We start from the raw sequence: 17,439 nt of genomic DNA on the forward strand, positions 1-17,439 counted from the left end.
GGGTTTCGCTTCCCTTTGTGAGAATCCAGCAAGCCTAACAATGCGATACGATATCGACGCCGCAATGCTCCAAACGCTGCTTCCAGCCATTGCCCGGGCGGAAGATGGCTTGGCACGGCTTGATGAGCGGGTAGCGCGCTCGCCGGTGGGGCAGGGCTTTGCCGAGCGCAGCCATTATCTCGATGCGGCAGGCGCCCTGTGGGTGGCAGGCGAGCTTGTGCATGTCGAGGATCTCGTTCTGCACGATGCGCATATGGATAGCCGCGCGCCAAGCCATGAGCTGACGATTGCCCATTCCGTGCTGCGTATCCGCAGGCGCATCGAGACGGCCGATCCCGGCTGGGCGCTAAGCCCGGCAGGTCTTGGTGTTTTAACTGCCAGCACATTGGAAGGGCAGGAGAGGGTGCCAGACGCGGGAGGTGCGGAGCCTGGGAGCGACCCTGATGATGAGGATGACGAGGCGCCGCTTGCCGCTGAACTCGCCGAGCTCGATGCGCTGCTCGCCCGCTCGCAACAACTTCTCGACCGCCATGCCGGAAAGCCCGTTGCCGAAGAGCCGGAGGGGGTCGCGCCCTCGCAGCGCGATGACGATCCGCTCGGCCTGTTTTGTGACGACGAATGGAACGAGGAGGAACGGCTTCGGGAATGGCGTGGTCTGATCCCGCTCGTCGAGGAGCTGCCGCCCAGCCTGGCCGCCGCCATCCTCTTCGACGCCTGGGAACGGATCGAGCCGGTGCGTCGCCAACATTGGCTGGGTGGCCTGCTGATTGCCAGCAGCCTGCGTCTCAGAGGCAAGGTCGCCTCGCATCTCTTTTCTTTTCACACAGGGCTGAAGCAGATCCGTCATGAGCGCCGCCGCTCGCGTGACCGGGTCACACGCCTGCAGGCCTTTCTCGATGCGATGCGGGAGAGTGCGATCACCGGCCTCAAGGAGATCGATCGCCTGTCGCTGGCGCGCACGCAGATGGAGCTGCGCTTTCGCGGCCGACGCTCCAATAGCAGCCTGCCGCAGCTTGCCGATTTCATTCTGTCGCGGCCGATGGTGTCGGCCGCCATGATCGCCCGCGAGCTTGGCGTCACGCAACGTGGCGCGCTGAACCTGATTAACGAGATCGGTATTCGCGAGATCACCGGTCGCGGCCGCTACCGGGCCTGGGGTATCATCTGAAACCCACGGGCCGTTGCCACAAACGAGAACGGCCGGGCGTCAAGCCCGGCCGTTTCTTTAGGGTGAGCACCCGATCCGCCATCCTGTCACAGATTTCGAACCGGGCGCTCTGCGCTTCCATTGCCCCCAGAAGCGCAGTCCTTATTCCCGCTCGCCCGTGAAGTTGAGCAGAAGCTGGAAGATGTTGACGAAGTTCAGGTAGAGCGAGAGCGCGCCGAAGACGGCCAGCTTCTGGTTCGATTCCTGATCGTAGTTTTCCGAATACTGTTCCTTGATGCTCTGCGTGTCGTAGGCGGTCAGGCCGACGAAGACGACGATGCCGATCACCGAGATGGCGAATTGCAGGGCCGACGAACCTAGGAAGATGTTGACGATACCGGCGATGATGATGCCGAACAGGCCCATCATCAGGAACGAACCCATCTTCGAAAGGTCACGCTTCGTTGTGTAGCCATAGAGGCTTATTGCGCCGAACATGGCAGCTGTGATGAAGAAGGTCTGCGCGATGCTCGTCTTGGTGAAGACCAGGAAGACGGAGGCGAGCGACAGGCCCATGACAGCGCAGAAGGCCCAGAAGGTCATCTGTGCGGTGCTTGCCGACATCGACTGGATGCGGAACGAGAAGAAGAACACGAAGGCGAGCGGTGCCAGCATCACCACCCACTTGAGCGGCGTCTGGAAAATCGGCACGTAGAGCGCCGGGGTCGAGCCGACGATGAAGGCAACGATGCCGGTGATCACGAGGCCGAGCGCCATATAGTTGTAGACGCGCAGCATGTGCTGGCGCAGACCTTCGTCGAAAAGGGTCTGTGTTTGGGCGCCGGAGCCGTAACCATAGCGGGGATTGATCGGGTTCATGACTGATCTCCTCGGTTGAACTAGTAGAGCGAGCGGGCAAGCCGTTCGGCTGCCTGATCGAGATTGGTGCCGCTGTTGTCGGCGATCAGCGCATAAGCGACGTCGCCGATCTGCCAGTAGGCGGCCTCTGTCTTTTCAAGGGCAACATGGCTGACCGGCTTCACCTCAAAGGCACCCGGCCGCACCGCAAAGAGCGACAGGCGCTTGCCGTCGGTCTCCTCGATGGCCATTTCGACGCTCGGGCCAAAATCCGACGGGAAGATTTGCACGTCGGCAACCTTCCAGTCCTTTGGCAGTTCGGGCATCACGATTGCGGTCGCAGCGCGGATTTCATCGGCGCTATAGGCCGGCGCCGTCTGCGACGGGATGGTTTCACGAAGCGCTGCCGTACGATAGGCGCGCACCGCATCCTCGACATAGGCCGGGGCCGGAACAGAAGCCGAAACCTCCGTTGCCGTAAAGGCGCCGAAGGAATTATGCGCCACCCAGCCGGCGGCAAGCAGAACACCGACAGCAGCGATGCGCTGCACCGAATGCAGGATGCGACCATAGGAAAGACCGCGTTCCAGCTTTCGGGCGGCATCGCGCGTTTCGGGGCGGCCAAAGGCGCTTTCGCCTGCCAGCGCCAGGCGCAACTCGCCCTTCATGCTGAGATCGGCCATGACCTTGGCGGCGATCGCCGGATTCTCCGACAGATAGGATTCCACCTGGATACGCCGCGCAACATCGAGCTCGCCGTCTACGTAGGCGTCGAGATCGGCATCGATGATTGGATCAATCGCCTTCATTGCCGTTCCCTCCAATTAATCTCAGATGCGAAATGCGCGGTGTCTTCTCCTCGAACTCGCGCAACTGGGCGCGGGCGCGGGAAATACGCGACATCAGCGTGCCGACGGGAATGCCGAGCGCATTGGCCGCTTCCTGATAGGACAGGTCCTCGATCGCCACGAGATGCAGCGCTTCGCGCTGCTCTTCCGGCAAATTGAAAAAGGCGTTGCGCACCTGCTGCAGGCGCACCGCATGCTCCTGTCCGGCCGGCAGCGACTGCTCCGCCTCGACCGCCGCCTCGTCATGGCGGCGCGTCAGCGAGCGGGTCTGCCGCACGCGGTCGATATGCGCATTGTGCAGAACGGAAAGCAGCCAGGTGCGCAGGTTTCCGCCGCTGCGGAAGCTCTTGCGCTTCTCGAAGGCCCGAACCAGGGCATCATGCACAAGATCCTCCGCCTCATCCGAATTGCGCACCAGCGAGCGCGCGTAGCGACGAAGCGCTGCGAGCTGACCGATGACATCGAAGGGGCGTTCTTTCCGTTCCATGATTGAGTATACGAAAGCATCGCAGATTTTATTCCGAAGCGATGCAGATTTTTTTGGATCGGCTGGAAAGGGAGTGCCGGTTTTCGGGCAACGCCAAAAACCTCCGCCCTTTGCCACGGCGGAGGTGGTATCTCGCAGCCTTAATGCAAGGAAGTAACCCTTGGGCAGGTACCCCGGGGGTCAGCCCTCGGGCATGATACCCCGGGGTCATCCCTCGGGCATGATCCCCGGCTGATCTGAAGGGAATTTCGCAATGTCCTGGACGCTGACATTGAGATGTTGGGCAACGAGGGCGGCCGGCGTATGCGTGAGCCACGAGGAAAGCCCGACCTCCTGATAATCGGCGACCTTGAAGACGGCGACGAATTGCAGATCGGTCTTGCCGGTATTCTCGATGATATGGCCCTGGCTGCGTTTGACATAACCGATATCGCCGGGTCGGAAATCGGCGGTCTGGCTGCGCGGGCCGGCATCGAATACCGTCATGCGACCTTCGCCCTTGATCCAGTACTGCCATTCGTCGGCATTCGGATGCCAGTGCATTTCACGCACGCCACCCGGCTTGATCGTCTCGATCGCCGCAGCGATCGTCTTGGAGACCTTGAAGATGCTGCTGTCGGCAAGCTGGATCGTGCCCGACGCATTCTGCTTCAGCGGTGCCGATGCCGTCAGCCGGTAGGTGAAAGGGTAGGGCGGCAGGCCAGCAGAAGCGACGGCTTCCTGGTCGGCCGAAAGCGGACCCGGCTCCTGGCCCTGGAAGATCCAGAGATCTTGCAATGGGATGTTCTTGAACGTGTCCTGCGGTACGCCGAAGTTTTTGGCAAGCAGTTCGGGCGACGTATGCGCCAGCCAGTCGGTCAGGAGCAACGTGCCGTATTCGGACTGGTCGCCCTCGTCGAAGACGAGGACGAATTCGCAGCCCTCGGGCCCAAGACCCTGCAGTGAATGCGGGAAACCGGCTGGAAAATACCAGAGATCGCCAGCCTCGACGTCCTGCACATAGGCGCGGCCCTGCGGATCAAGCACGGTCACCCGGCAGCGGCCATTGGTCATGATCGCCCATTCGGAGGCCCGGTGCCAGTGCATCTCGCGGATGCCGCCGGGGCCAAGGCGCATGTTGACGCCGGAGACCGCTTCGGAAATTGCAAAATCGGCCTTCGTCACCTGCCGTGCCCAGCCGCCGTTCTGGATGCGTTTGGGCGCATTGTTGAACGAGCCCCAGAAGAGCTGCATGTCGCCGACATCGGTTGCCGGCGGACTGCCGAACGAGGGAAACTGGTCGTTGATGGCAGGGTTCTTCGGGCCGGGATCGGACAGGCCGGCTGGATTGGCGTTGATCGCGCCCTCGGCCGGCTGGTCGGGATTGCCGAAACTCGCCGCCCGCGCAGCACCCGCCGCAAGTGCCGTTCCGCCCATCGCTCCGAGCGCTAGAACCGTACGTCTAGAAAGAGGTTCCATGGTTTTAATCCTTTCGTGTCGATTGGGAGGGTTATTCCGCCGGGGCGTCTGCGCGGGCGATGGCGGGCCGTTTCCGGCTGACGAATTCGCTCAGCTTTTCCAGGTAGAGGTAAACGACCGGCGTGGTGTAGAGCGTCATCACCTGGCTGATGAGCAGACCGCCGACCATGGCGTAGCCGAGTGGCTGGCGCAGTTCCGAGCCGGTGCCGTGGCCGAGCATCAGCGGCAGGCCGGCAAGAAGTGCCGCCGCTGTCGTCATGATGATCGGGCGGAAGCGCAGGAGACAGGCCTGACGGATTGCGTCTTCCGGCGACAGTCCCTGCTCGCGCTGGGCGGCGATGGCGAAGTCGACGATCATGATGCCGTTCTTCTTGACGATGCCGATCAGCAGGATCACGCCGATCAGCGCGATCACGGTAAAGTCGAAGCCGAAGGCCCAGAGCATGGCGAGAGCACCGAGGCCGGCGGAGGGGAGCGTCGACAGGATCGTCAGCGGGTGGAAATAGCTCTCGTAAAGTACGCCGAGGATCAGATAGATCACGGCAATCGCTGCAAGCACCAGCAGCGGTTCGCTCGAGAGCGAGCTCTGATAGGCCTGAGCATTGCCCTGGAACGTGCCGATGACGGTTGCCGGCTTGCCGAGATCGGCCTCAGCCTTGCTGATCGCGGCAACCGCCTGGCTGAGCGCGGTCCCCTTTGCAAGGTTGAAGGAGAGTGTAACGGCCGGAAACTGGCTCTGGTGGTTGACGGCAAGCACGGCCGTCGGCTCCGTCGTCTGTTTGACGAGCTGGCTCAAGGGAACCTGCTCGCCGGTCAGCGGCGATTTGATATAGAGACCGTTGATCGCCAGCGGTGAATTCTGGAACTGCGGCGCAAGCTCGAGAACCACATGGTAGCTGTTCAGGTCGGTGAAATACTGGGTGACCTGGCGCTGGCCGAAAGCATCGTTAAGTGTATCGTCGATCGTTTGCGGCGCAATGCCGAAGCGCGATGCCTGGTCACGGTCGATCGTAAGCGTCACGGTAGCGCCGCTATTCTGCTGGTCGGTGGCGACATCGGTCAGCTCCGGCAGCGTCTTGAATGTGGCGAGCAGCTTGGCTGCCCAGTCGTCGAGTTCTCCGGCATCACCGTCCTGCAGCGTATACTGGAACTGCGTGGCCGAGGCCCGTCCGCCGACATTGATATCCTGCGCTGGCTGCAAGAAGAGTTCTGCACCCTGCATCTGCGCGAGTTTCGGACGAAGCCGGTTGATGATTTCGCTTGCCGAGGCATCGCGCTGGTCTTCAGGCTTTAGCGTGATGAACATGCGGCCGTTATTGACGGTCTGGCCCGCTCCGCTGCCGACGGCCATGCCGACGGTCGCAACTCCGGGATCGCTGGCAACGATATTGCCTGCTTCGAGCTGGTGGCGCGACATTTCCGCGAAGGAAATATCCTGCGCGGCTTCGAGTGTACCGGTGATCAGGCCGGTGTCCTGGATTGGGAAGAAGCCCTTGGGAATATTGACGAACAGGAAGCCTGTTGCCGCAAGCGAAGCGATGAAGACCGTCATGGTCAGCCGGTGATGGCGCAGCGCGATATCGAGCGTGTAGCGATAGGCGGCAAGAAGCCCGTCGAACGCCTTCTCGCTCATATTGTACAGCCTGCCGTGGCGGGCGTCTTTTTCCGGCTTCAGGAAGCGTGAGCTCATCATCGGTGTGATGGTCAGTGAGACGATTGCCGAGACGACGATCGTCATCGTCACGGTGATTGCGAACTCCCGGAATAGCCGGCCGACAATGCCGCCCATCAGGAGCAGCGGAATGAAGACGGCGACGAGCGAGATACTGATCGAAATGATGGTGAAGCCGATTTCGCGCGCGCCGTCGATTGCCGCTTGTTTCGGCGTTTTGTCCATCTCCATATGGCGATGGATGTTCTCGACCATCACGATCGCATCGTCGACGACGAAACCGACGGCGATACTCAAGCCCATCAGCGAGAGATTGTCGAGGCTGAAGCCAGCGGCATACATCAGCGCCAATGTGGCCAGTAGCGCCAGCGGCACTGTGACGCTCGGGATCACCGTCACCCAGACATTGCGCAGGAAGATGAAGATCACCATGACCACAAGGGCGATGGTGATGACAAGCGTCGTTTCGACATCCGCCACCGAGGCGCGGATCGTGGTCGTCCGGTCGCTGAGGATGGAGAGGTGGATGGCGGCCGGTGCGATCGCTTGCAGCTGCGGCAGGGCAGCGCGGATCGCACCGACCGTATCGATGATGTTGGCACCCGGGAGCTTGAAGATCGGCAGAAGGATCGCCCTCTTGCCATCAGCCCAGGCCGCCAGCTGATCGTTCTCCGGTCCGTCGATCGCCTGGCCGATATCGCTGATGCGGACCGGAGCGCCGTCGCGATAAGCGACGATCGAATCGTTCCAGGGGGCGGCCTTCAGGAGCTGGTCATTGTCATAGATCGTGTAGGTGTGCTCTCCACCCTGCACACTGCCTTTCGGTGAGTTGCTGGTGATGCCGGTAACGGCGCTGCGGATATCCTCAAGCGAAAGTCCCATCTCGGCGATCTTGCCGGGATCGATCTGCAGCCGTACGGCCGGCTTCTGCTGGCCGAAGATCAGAACCTGCGAAACGCCGTCGATCTGGCTGACATGCTGCGCGAGCACGCTCTCGGCAAAATCGTCGACTTGCGTCAGCGGCAGGGTATCTGAAGTGAGCGCAAGAACCATGACCGGCGGATCGGCGGGATTGACCTTGCGATAGGTTGGCGGCGAAGGCAGGTCCGTCGGCAATTGCCCGCCGGCTGCGTTGATTGCGGTCTGCACGTCCTGGGCGGCACTATCGACGTCGCGCGACAGATCGAATTGCAGAGTGATCGCGCTCGAGCCGAGCGTACTCGTCGAGGTCATCTGGGTGACGCCGGGGATCTGCCCGAACTGCCGTTCTAGCGGCTGCGTTACCGCCGATGCCATCGTCTTCGGATCGGCGCCGGGGAGCTGTGTCGAAACCTGGATTGTCGGAAAATCGACTTGCGGCAGGGGTGCAACCGGCAGCAGAGGGTAGGCGACTATACCGATGCCGAAGAGGCCTGCCATCATTAGTGAGGCGGCGATCGGCCGCTCGATGAACCAGGAGGAGATCGACATGGCCTACTCCTTGCTGGCGGCTTGCGTAGCGGCCGCCTGTTGAATGCTGACATGAGTGCCGACATCCAGCCGATACTGGCCCGACGTGACGACCTGTTCGTTGCCGGAAAGGCCCTTTTCGATGACGGCGTGGCCGCTCTCGATCGGCCCGGGGGTGACCTTGCGCACGGCAGCCGTGCCGGTGGCATCGATAACGTAGACGAAGAAGCCGTCCTCTCCCCGCTCAAGCGCTGCGGAAGGAATGGTCACGGCCTTCTGGAGCGTCTGCTGCTTGACCCTCAGCGTCACGAATTGACCGGGCCAGAGCGCATCATCCTTGTTCTCAAAAATCGATTTGATGCGGATCGTGCCGCTTGCCTGATCGATTTCGTTGTCGATGAGCGAGAGCGTGCCTGACGCAAGCTGCTGCGACTGGTCCATCGACATCGCCGTCACCTCGACCGGGCCGGCCTTCAGCGCGTTACGCACTGCGTCGAGATCGTCCTCACGCAGCGTGGAGATGACAGTGATCGGCTGCGTCTGGGTGACGGTGACGATCGGTGTCGTATCGGTCGTCTGGACTTCGTTGCCGGGATCGACCCGACGGATACCCGTGCGGCCGTCGATCGGTGAGCGGATCTCGGTATAAGAGAGCGACACGTCAGCAGCCTCCTTGGCGGCCTGATCCTGCGCAAGTTGTGCCTGTGCACTTGCCACCATGCTTTGCTGCTGCTCGACGGTTTCCTGCGTGACGATCTGCTGCTGGCCCAGTTTCTGGTCCTTGCCGAGCAGATATTGGGCGTTGGCGAGATCGGCCTGGTCCTGCTTGATCTTGGCGGCAGCCTGATCGTCGGCTGCCTGGAAAGGGCGCGGGTCGATGATGGCGAGCACATCGCCCTTCTTGACGGCCTGCCCCTCGACAAACATCACGCTCTGGAGCTCTCCGTCGACACGCGTCGTGATATTGACCGTATAGTTCGCCTGCACCGTGCCAAGGCCGTCGAGATAGACAGGCACGTCGGTAACGGCTGGGGTCGCGACCTCGACCGGCACTGCCGGCGTACCGGGCTCCGGTGCGGCAATGGTCGGCTCGGTTCCTGCAAACCAGAAGGCTGCGGCCGAACCGCCCGCAATGGCGAGAATGGCGGCAGCAGCGAGGATCGCCGGTTTGCGGCGACGACGGGGTTCAATCACGGTACGGATGGATGTCACTGCCGGCTCCATAGGCTAAAGGTTGAATTATGCTGCAACGGCCGCCGGCATTGGGCGGCCTCCGTATCTGTCTCCTGAATTGACGGGCTGGTGCCAAAACCAGGGGTCAGGCTGCCGATTATCGGCAGGCCGACCGGCGCTTCTGTGTCCTGCCGGATCAATTCAATGCGAGAAGGCTACGTCCGGGCGGGCACTGGCGCATCTATACGCAGGTCTAGTCGCCGTTCCCCATAGGTATACGCTCCCGCATCCGGATAGCCGCCGGCATGTGGAAGGACCGGCGCGAAAAGCAGTCGCACCGGCTCACTGCACCTATACAACACGTTGAAGACGACGACGCCGGGCGGTCCCGCTCAGGGGAAGACCCTGGACTTCGGCGAGCCGACGTTGATTGCCGAGATCGAGTTTCGCGGCTGGATCATGAAGGAGCCCGCGTCATGCGTCCTACAAGGGACTGGGCGAGGTAGAGGACAACGCCACTATCTTCGATCTGTCCGACGGGCTACCGTGACGATAGGTCGAGATCGGCCCCCTCGATCAGAAGGCTCGGACCTGTTACTCAGCTACTTATGATCGCCTCGACCTACCGGCTTTTTCTTTTTGACTTTGACGGCACGCTGGCCGACAGCGGCGCCTGGATGGTCGGCGCGCTCCGGCAGATGGCCGATCGTCACGGGTTCAGGAAGCCCACCGATTCCGAGATCGATTATCTTCGCGGTCTTTCCAATCGCGAAATCCTCAAATGGCTGGAGATCCCAGGTTGGCGGCTACCCTTCATCGCGCGGGACATGCGCAAACTCGCCGGCATGGCAACCGTCGAGCTCTTCCCGAGCACGGGGAAACTCCTTTCGGAACTCGCCGCGCAGGGCGTCTCGCTCGCGATCGTTAGCTCGAACAGCCGCGTCAACATTGAGCGCGCCCTCGGTCCGTCGGCCGGCCTGTTCACGCATTTCGAATGCGGTGCCTCTCTCTTCGGCAAGGGCAAACGGATCAGACGTGTGTTGCAAGCGACCGGCCGACCGCCAGCCGAGGCCATCGTCGTTGGCGACGAGGTGAGAGACGTCGAGGCAGCGGCCAGCCAGGGTGTGGCGTCGGCGGCGGTGACCTGGGGATATGCCCGGCGCGAGGCGCTCGAAGCCGCTTCTCCGACGCATCTGGTCGAGACGGCAGATGATCTTGTCCGCCTCGCTCGGGCTAAGGGTCAGTCGCGATCTTAGCGGGGGAAATCGAGGCTGGCGCGTCACTTACGAATTGTTGCGCAACTCAGCGCGCGGGCCGACGGCCCGCAAGACAAGGGGAGGGCTATGGGGAATCCGTCCATGCCGCGATCGATGCACCAAGGCTTATTCGAAGGAATATCGAGCGTCGCCCGGTCAGCTGGCTGAGGCCGGGTGTGCGTCGGCGGCCGGCGGGTTCTTGCGGAAATCGGGATGCAGCGGTCCGAAGGGCATGGCGCCCATGCAGGCGACAAGCGCAAGGCCGGCGATCGCAGAACAGAAGGACAGGACGAAGATATCGGCATAGGCAAGCACGCTTGCCTGCGCATGGATATCAGCCGCAACTGCGGAGAGGGCTTCGAGACTCCCGCGATGGCTTGTCCCGAACAGCGTCTCCAGCTTAGCCAGTACGCCGTGAAGATTGCTCGACGATCCCGAGATCGGCCCCGTCAGGATATTGGAATGGTACTGCTCGCGTTGTCGGAACCAGGTGTTCAAGAGGCTCAGGGCCAGTTCGACGCTACCGAGCCGGATGACCTGGATATAGGCGGATACGGCCGTCGAGCGTTTCGGGTCGGAATTTGCGATCAGGTAGACGACGGTTGCGAAGAAGGCGAAGGATTGCCCCGCCGTATGGAGGAGCACGGCCGGCAGGAAATTAAACGGCGCCCATGTTATGGAGAGGTTCGATCCCCAGAGAGAGCCGAGCGCCATCGCCGATAACCCCATCATGATGCAAAGGCGCGCATCGATCCGGCGCAGCAGGAAGATCGCAAACGCGATGAACAGAAAGACCGGGATGACCGCGCCGAAAATGTAGAGTTCGGATATGGCGATCGGCCGCAATCCGACGACCGACTGCAGGAAGCCCGGAATGGAAATCGAGGCGCCGGAACTGGCAAAGGTGAAGGCAATGATGATCGCATAGCCGATGCCGATATTGCGCGACAGGATCACGCTCGCATGCGCCCAGGGATTGGCGACGACACTCTCGTTGATGAGGAAGCCGATGAAGAGAATCGTGCCGCCTGCCAGCAGCGAGGTGACGATGCCGGAATTGAACCAGTCCAGCCTGTTGCCCTGATCGAGACCGACATAAATCATCGTCATCGAGCATCCCAGCAGCATCATGCCGCCCCAGTCGGCATCCTTTAGCAGGCTTGAATTGATCTCTTCCTTGGGAGCACCGATGATGAGGAGAAGGGCGATGATCGGCGTGACGATCACATCCTGCCAATAGGCCCACTGCCAGCCGAGATAATCATCATAGATGCCGACGAGCACGAAGCCGAGATTCTGCGATAGCGGAACGCGAAGCGCGTAGATCGAAAGGCCGATCAGCCAGTATTTCATGTCGAGATTGCGGAAGATAACCATGATGGTGGCCGGGATGAAGACGCCGAGCAGCAGCGCTCGCGCCGCATGCAGCGCAAAGAGTGCGCCGCCGTCATGGACCATGGGAATAATGAGCGAAATGCAGGCATAGACCAATGTCGTCGGGATCATTACGCGGCGCACACCGAAAACGGTGGCGATCCAGGCGACCGCCGATGAAATGAGGATCTGCGGTGCGTTGGCGACGGTGCTAAGCCATGAGGCTTCGTCGAAGCCAAGCGAATAGGCGCCACGGATATCGGGCAGGCCGACGGCAAAGACACGCGTATCGAAGCCGACGACGAAGGAAGCGAGCAACAGGGCTGCGACGATAAGATACGGATGGCTCGTCGTCGTGCCGCTGGTCAGCGGACCAAAGGCGCGCGGAGCCGCGCTCATTGGTCCGGGCCCTGCTTGGTATCCACCCTGACGACGGCCGACATTCCGGGCTTGAGCCGATCAACTAGCGGCTGGCCGGGATCGAAGACGATCTTGACCGGGATGCGCTGGACGACCTTGGTATAGTTTCCGGTCGCGTTGTCGGGCGGCAGCAGCGCGAAGATCGAGCCGCTTGCCGGAGACAGGCCGACGACCTTGCCATGCAGCGACTGGCCGGGGAAGGTGTCGATGGAAACCTCCGCAGCGCGGCCCGGCGTGATCCGGGAAAGCTGTGTCTCCTTGAAATTCGCGGTGATATAGACGCTCGGAAGCGGCACTTCCGACACGAGGCTGGTGCCGGCCGCGACAAAATCGCCTTCATGGACGAGCCTGCGGCCAATGACGCCATCGAAAGGCGCGTAGATGCGGGCATAGCCCTGGTGGATCAGGGCGGTATCGAGCGATGCCTCAGCCGCATTCACCTGCGCCTGCAGCAGCGGAGATTGCCCGTTCAGAACGTTCAACTGGGCCTTTTGCTGCGCGATCGAGGCTGCCGTCGATTTGACCGAAGCCTGAGCCTGCAGATAGGCGGCCTGCGCCTGCTGCAGCAGCTGTTGCGAGGTCGCGCCGCCAAGGCTGGTCTGGCGGTGGAACTCCTGCTCCGTTTGTGTCTGCTGTGCCAGGGCCGATGCGTTCTGCGCTTCAGCCACCTGCACGACGGCCTTTTGCAATTCGATCTGGTTTGCGAGATTGGCAAGCGATGCGTTTGCGGCTGCAAGATTGGCCTTCGAGGCGGCGACCGCGGCGTCATATTCCCGCGGATCGATTTCAGCGAGCAACTGGCCCTTCGTCACCGCCTGATAATCGGTGACCGGGGTGCTCTGGACGATGCCGCTGATCTGGGCGCTCAGCGTCGAGACATCGGCGCTGACCACGGCATCGTCCGTCGATTGATGCGATGCGCCCGCCACCCAACGGTTCCAGTCGACGCTCACGATGGCCACTCCGGTGCCCACGAGCGTGATGGCGAGAAGGGGAATGGCAAGCCGTCTCAAGGACACCACGGCTCCCGGGGAGGGCGCAGCCGGCGCGGCGGGACCTTCTGGCGGCGGCGAGCGCGCTGGCTCGGATGGGCTAAGGCTGGTGACGGTGATCTGCTTGGCCATGCGCGCCTCACTTCTTGCTGTGGTCAGCGGAAACCTTTGCGCGGACGCGAACCGGGACCGGCGTGAAGGAGACGTGGCCGGTGCCATGGACCTGTAGCCAGTAGCCCAGCGCCATGAAAACCGCGCCGCCGATGAGGTTGCCGAGCGTGACCCAGACGAGATTATGGACGGCGGCAGCAAGCGTGATGTTTGCGGGATGCTCGCCCATCAGCGCCATCGAGAAGGTGAACATGTTGGCGACGCTGTGTTCGTAGCCGGCGGCCACGAAGATGGTGATCGGCCAGAAGATCAACATGATCTTGGCAGCGGCATTTTCCGTGCGTCCAGCCATCCAGATGGCGAGACAAACAAGCCAGTTGCAGAGAATACCGCGGGCAAGAAGCTCCAGCGATCCCGCCGACATCTTGGCCGAGACAATCGAAAAGAACGCCTGGCTTCCGTCGCCGAGAAGCACACCGCCGCCGGCCAGATGGAAGAGTCCGGCGAGTACCACGGCGCCGATCAGGTTGCCGATCCAGGCCGCGATCCAGACAAGTAGCATATCGGCAACGCGGCTGCGCCGCGTCAGCACGGCAAGCGGCATATACATCGCCGTTCCCGTGAAAAGCTCGCTGCCGGCAAAGACGACGATTGTCAGGGCAGAGGAGAAGACCACGCCCATAACGAGATGCGCCCAGGCCGGATCGGCATGAGCGCCGGCGGTAAACATGATGATATCGCCGAAACCGATATAGGCGCCGGCCATCGCCGCCCCGATCAGGAAGGCGGGAAAGTGGCTACGGACCTCTTCGGCTTTCTCTTCGCCGGACTGGGCAAAGTGATCAATCGAATCCTGATACATGACAGTACCTCGTCTCTTTGATGATCGAACCGGGCTTCGTCCCGGACGCTCGAAAAGCTAGTCGCGCAAGCCGCATTGCTGAATCATACCTACGTCTAGGCTATCTCCGAACAGGCCGGGACATCTGTTGTCATGCTCGCATGCTACTTCGGTCGCGACATCGCGCAATGCTGAAAAAAAGAGGCCGCCTTCCGATACGGAAAGGCGGCCATTTGCGGATCCTCGGGCAATCCGTGACTTCGGGCGGTGGGGAGGGACACCGGGAAGCCTTAACCGAGATTTCTATCGCCTGTCAGGAGGAGGCCCCAGGCGATAGGTGGGAAGATACGCCCAATTCGTACCGGGCGGAACTAAACTTACGTATTGGCCCGCCTAGACCAGCGCGCGATTTCATCCGATCCGGCCGCACCCCTATTCTTTTCGTCGATCGGCGAGTCCTCGTCGACGATGTCAGGCAGTACCCGCGGTCAGCTCCCATGAACTGCGCTGCCGACAGCAACCTTAACTTCGAACAGGATCCATCATGAAAACCGCCCTTCTTTCCCTTCTCGTCGCCGGCATGCTGGCCGCGCCTGTCGTTGCAAACGCCGCCCAGGCCGATGTCGGCAAGCTGGATTGCGACGTTTCCAAGGGCATCGGTGTCATTGTCGGCTCCAAGCAGGATGTCGACTGCATCTTTACGCCGAGCGCTTCCGGCGATGCTGGCCAGCACTATGTCGGCACCATCACCGATTTCGGCCTCGATGTCGGCACCGTGGAGAAGGGTCGGATGGTCTGGCTCGTCTTCAATGCCACGCGCGAACCGGTTGCCGGCCTGGAGGGCAATTATGCCGGTGTCACGGCTGATGCCAGCGTCGGTATTGGCGGCGGCGCCAATGTGCTGGTCGGCGGAACGAGCAGAACCGTCTCGCTGCAGCCGGTTTCGCTCGAAGGCGATGTCGGCGTCAATCTGGCCGTCGGCGTCACAGCTCTGAAGCTGCAGCCGGCAAACTGATCCCGAAGTCGAGTCCAAAAGACCGGCTTCGCGGGCAGCGTTCGGGAGGCCGGCAAAATGCGAACGAGCTTCTATTGCGATCGCCGATGGCTCGCAACATGGCCACACCCCCCCCCGAGGCTATCAATCATCGTTCTCACCTCCGGAACGTCCTGCAAGGTGCGCTCACTCCTTTTGAGGAACGAAGAGGGTCACCTCGTTGAGAGAGCAAGTCCAATGAGTGCGTGGAACTGATGCTGGCAGCCGCGCAAACATAGCGGATCAGCCAAATCGAGCGGACGAGCCACTGATCTCAACTCGCGCGCCTTCCGAGATAGTTTTGGCACCAACCATTCGGCCGTAATGGTTGGCCTATGAGCGACCTTCTAGAAGAGATTGCACGCATGGCAGGTGTTCCCGGCGCTATTGCCGCCACAGCGTTCGCCCTATCAACGTGCTACAAATCATGGCTTGCGGCACGGCGTGTCCGAATCCGTCTTGAGACTATTCAAATTGACGCCCCCAGCGTTGAAGCAGCCGTGTTCATCTTTGGCGAATACGAACGTATTTGCGATGCTAGCCGACGGGCGCAACGTCTCGTGGAGAGTAAGGCCAACACGGAGGACACAGGCGGGTGAGGCTACGATTGCCGTAGCCGCGATCCATGAAATACCCGAATAAGTGCGTCAACACACTTGAGAAATTCTTTAGATTGGACTGAGTGCGGCGACTGCTCCGCATTGGTACAGCGTCAGTTGGTTGCGCCTCGGTGCGATAACTAACACAAATGCGAGTTGGCGCAGACAACACGTTTGCGCATCCTTGCGACCGTTCCGAAGGAGCGGAGCTAAGAGCATTTCCGTCGCGTCTTGTTCGTAAGAGTGTCTCCGCTTTCGACGAACCATAGGTTTCGTTCGCAAGAGGCTTTTACGTGGCCATATCACATTTCTCCGTCAGGATCGTCGGCCGCGGCTCTGGACGCAGCGCGGTGCAGCTGGCGGCCTATTGCCATTGCGCCAGAATGGAATTCGAACGGGAAGCGCGAACTATCGACTACACGCGCAAGAAGGGGCTTTTGCACGAGGAGTTCTCCATTCCTTGGGACGCGCCGCAGTGGCTACAGTCGATGATCGATGATCGTTCCGTTTCCAGCGCATCCGAGTCCTTCTGGAACAAGGTGGAGTCTTCCTCGAAGCGAGCCAACGCACAGCTTGCCAAGGAGGTCACAATCGGGCTGCCGATCGAGCTCTCGTCCGAGCAGAATATCGCCCTGATGCGCGACTTCGTGGAGACCCATGTCACCGCGAAGGGCATGGTTGCCGACTGGGTCTATCACGACGCTCCGGGCAATCCGCATGTGCATCTGATGATGACGCTGCGGCCGCTGACCGAGGATGGATTCGGACCCAAGATCGTCGCCGTGCTCGGTCCTGACGGCCAACCGATCCGCTATGGCGCCGGTAAGATCGTCTACGAGCGCTGGGTGGGCGACATCGACGAGTTCAATGCATTCCGCGACGGGTGGTTTGCCTGCCAGAACCGGCATCTGGCGCTTGCCGGTCTCGACGTCAGGGTCGATGGGCGCTCCTTCGAAAAGCAGGGGATCGAGCTGGCGCCAACCGCCCATCTTGGCGTTGCCACGAAGGCGCTCCTACAAAAGGCCTCGAATTCCGGTCAAGCCGTTGTGCTCGATCGACTGGAATTGCAGGAGGAGCGGCGTGCAGAGAATGCTCGCCGTATCCAGCTCACTCCCGATATCGTGCTTGACCTGATCACGCGGGAGAAAAGCGTTTTCGACGAACGTGATGTGGGCAAGGTGCTGCATCGCTATATCGATGATGCCAGGGTGTTCCGAAGCCTGATGGCGCAAATCCTGCAGAGTCGTCAGATAGTGATGCTCGAAGGTGAGCGAACAGAGTTTGCGACTGGCCTGCGCTCGCCGGCGAAGTACACGACCCGCGAGATGATCCGCCTGGAAGCCGAGATGGCGAACCGGGCGATCTGGCTGTCGCAGCGCTCATCGCGTGGTGTCAGGCACAGAGTTCTCGAGGCGACGTTTTTGCGCCATCCGCGTCTTTCGGACGAGCAGAAGGTGGCGATCGAACATATTGCCGGCGGCGAGCGGATCGCAACCGTGATCGGCCGCGCCGGTGCCGGCAAGACGACGATGATGAAGGCGGCCCGCGAGGCCTGGGAGGCGCAAGGTTACCGTGTCATCGGCGCAGCACTTGCCGGCAAGGCGGCGGAAGGACTGGAGAAGGAAGCGGGCATCGTCTCTCGCACCCTGTCGTCCTGGGAACAGCGCTGGAGCCGGGGCCGAGACCGGCTCGACGACAAGACGGTCTTCGTGCTCGACGAG

13 protein-coding genes and 1 pseudogene are annotated in these 17,439 nt (G+C 61.4%); 5 read left to right on the forward strand and 9 right to left on the reverse strand.

Annotated features, from left to right (window positions below):
- Positions 1–40 precede the first annotated feature (40 nt).
- Positions 41–1,168, forward strand: coding sequence for an RHE_PE00001 family protein (locus tag AC1DTN_RS33145; RefSeq protein WP_477924361.1), 1,128 nt, complete (start codon positions 41–43; stop codon positions 1,166–1,168).
- Between the two features lie 141 nt (positions 1,169–1,309).
- On the opposite strand, the gene AC1DTN_RS33150 is transcribed toward AC1DTN_RS33145, so the two are convergent.
- The 6 genes from AC1DTN_RS33150 to AC1DTN_RS33175 form a co-directional block, all read right to left on the reverse strand.
- Entirely contained in the window at positions 1,310–2,026 is a 717-nt protein-coding gene (locus tag AC1DTN_RS33150) for a Bax inhibitor-1/YccA family protein (RefSeq protein WP_477924362.1), read from the reverse strand.
- Between the two features lie 20 nt (positions 2,027–2,046).
- Positions 2,047–2,814 (reverse strand): anti-sigma factor family protein, encoded by a 768-nt coding sequence (locus AC1DTN_RS33155; RefSeq protein WP_442207177.1) that lies wholly within the window; start codon positions 2,812–2,814, stop codon positions 2,047–2,049.
- Entirely contained in the window at positions 2,801–3,340 is a 540-nt protein-coding gene (locus AC1DTN_RS33160; RefSeq protein WP_477924364.1) for a sigma-70 family RNA polymerase sigma factor, read from the reverse strand. Before AC1DTN_RS33160 ends, AC1DTN_RS33155 begins: the two co-directional genes overlap by 14 nt.
- A gap of 207 nt (positions 3,341–3,547) precedes the next feature.
- On the reverse strand, positions 3,548–4,798 hold the full coding sequence (locus AC1DTN_RS33165) for an oxalate decarboxylase family bicupin (protein WP_113324423.1): 1,251 nt from the start codon (positions 4,796–4,798) through the stop codon (positions 3,548–3,550).
- 31 nt (positions 4,799–4,829) lie between these two features.
- The gene (locus AC1DTN_RS33170) at positions 4,830–7,940 is read right to left on the reverse strand and encodes an efflux RND transporter permease subunit (RefSeq protein ID WP_477924366.1); all 3,111 of its coding nucleotides are present in this window, start codon (positions 7,938–7,940) and stop codon (positions 4,830–4,832) included.
- A 3-nt stretch (positions 7,941–7,943) separates the two neighbouring features.
- Positions 7,944–9,131, reverse strand: coding sequence for an efflux RND transporter periplasmic adaptor subunit (locus AC1DTN_RS33175; protein WP_477924368.1), 1,188 nt, complete (start codon positions 9,129–9,131; stop codon positions 7,944–7,946).
- Between the two features lie 324 nt (positions 9,132–9,455).
- Here AC1DTN_RS33175 and AC1DTN_RS33180 point away from each other — a divergent pair.
- Positions 9,456–9,642 (forward strand): annotated as a pseudogene (locus AC1DTN_RS33180) (non-homologous end-joining DNA ligase); the annotation flags it as partial.
- Between the two features lie 58 nt (positions 9,643–9,700).
- A complete protein-coding gene (locus tag AC1DTN_RS33185) occupies positions 9,701–10,348 on the forward strand; it encodes an HAD hydrolase-like protein (protein ID WP_477924370.1) in 648 nt (215 codons plus the stop codon).
- Positions 10,349–10,504: 156 nt separating this feature from the next.
- Here the strand turns inward: AC1DTN_RS33185 and AC1DTN_RS33190 are convergent, their stop codons facing one another.
- Genes AC1DTN_RS33190 through AC1DTN_RS33200 form a run of 3 tightly spaced genes read right to left on the reverse strand, consistent with a single transcriptional unit; the run spans position 10,505 to position 14,107 of the window.
- Positions 10,505–12,121, reverse strand: coding sequence for an MFS transporter (locus AC1DTN_RS33190; RefSeq protein ID WP_442207171.1), 1,617 nt, complete (start codon positions 12,119–12,121; stop codon positions 10,505–10,507).
- Positions 12,118–13,266, reverse strand: a complete 1,149-nt coding sequence (locus AC1DTN_RS33195; protein WP_477924371.1) for an HlyD family secretion protein — start codon at positions 13,264–13,266, stop codon at positions 12,118–12,120. The genes AC1DTN_RS33190 and AC1DTN_RS33195 overlap by 4 nt, the downstream gene beginning before the upstream one ends.
- A 7-nt stretch (positions 13,267–13,273) precedes the next feature.
- Positions 13,274–14,107: a formate/nitrite transporter family protein gene (locus AC1DTN_RS33200; RefSeq protein ID WP_477924372.1), complete on the reverse strand. Its 834-nt coding sequence runs from the start codon at positions 14,105–14,107 to the stop codon at positions 13,274–13,276.
- Between the two features lie 523 nt (positions 14,108–14,630).
- Here AC1DTN_RS33200 and AC1DTN_RS33205 point away from each other — a divergent pair.
- Positions 14,631–15,101, forward strand: a complete 471-nt coding sequence (locus AC1DTN_RS33205) for a DUF992 domain-containing protein (protein ID WP_113324417.1) — start codon at positions 14,631–14,633, stop codon at positions 15,099–15,101.
- Between the two features lie 910 nt (positions 15,102–16,011).
- The coding region (locus AC1DTN_RS33210; RefSeq protein WP_477924374.1) for a MobA/MobL family protein at positions 16,012–17,439 on the forward strand (1,428 nt) is incomplete at its 3' end.

It is taken from the genome of Rhizobium sp. 01T444, from assembly GCF_056398305.1.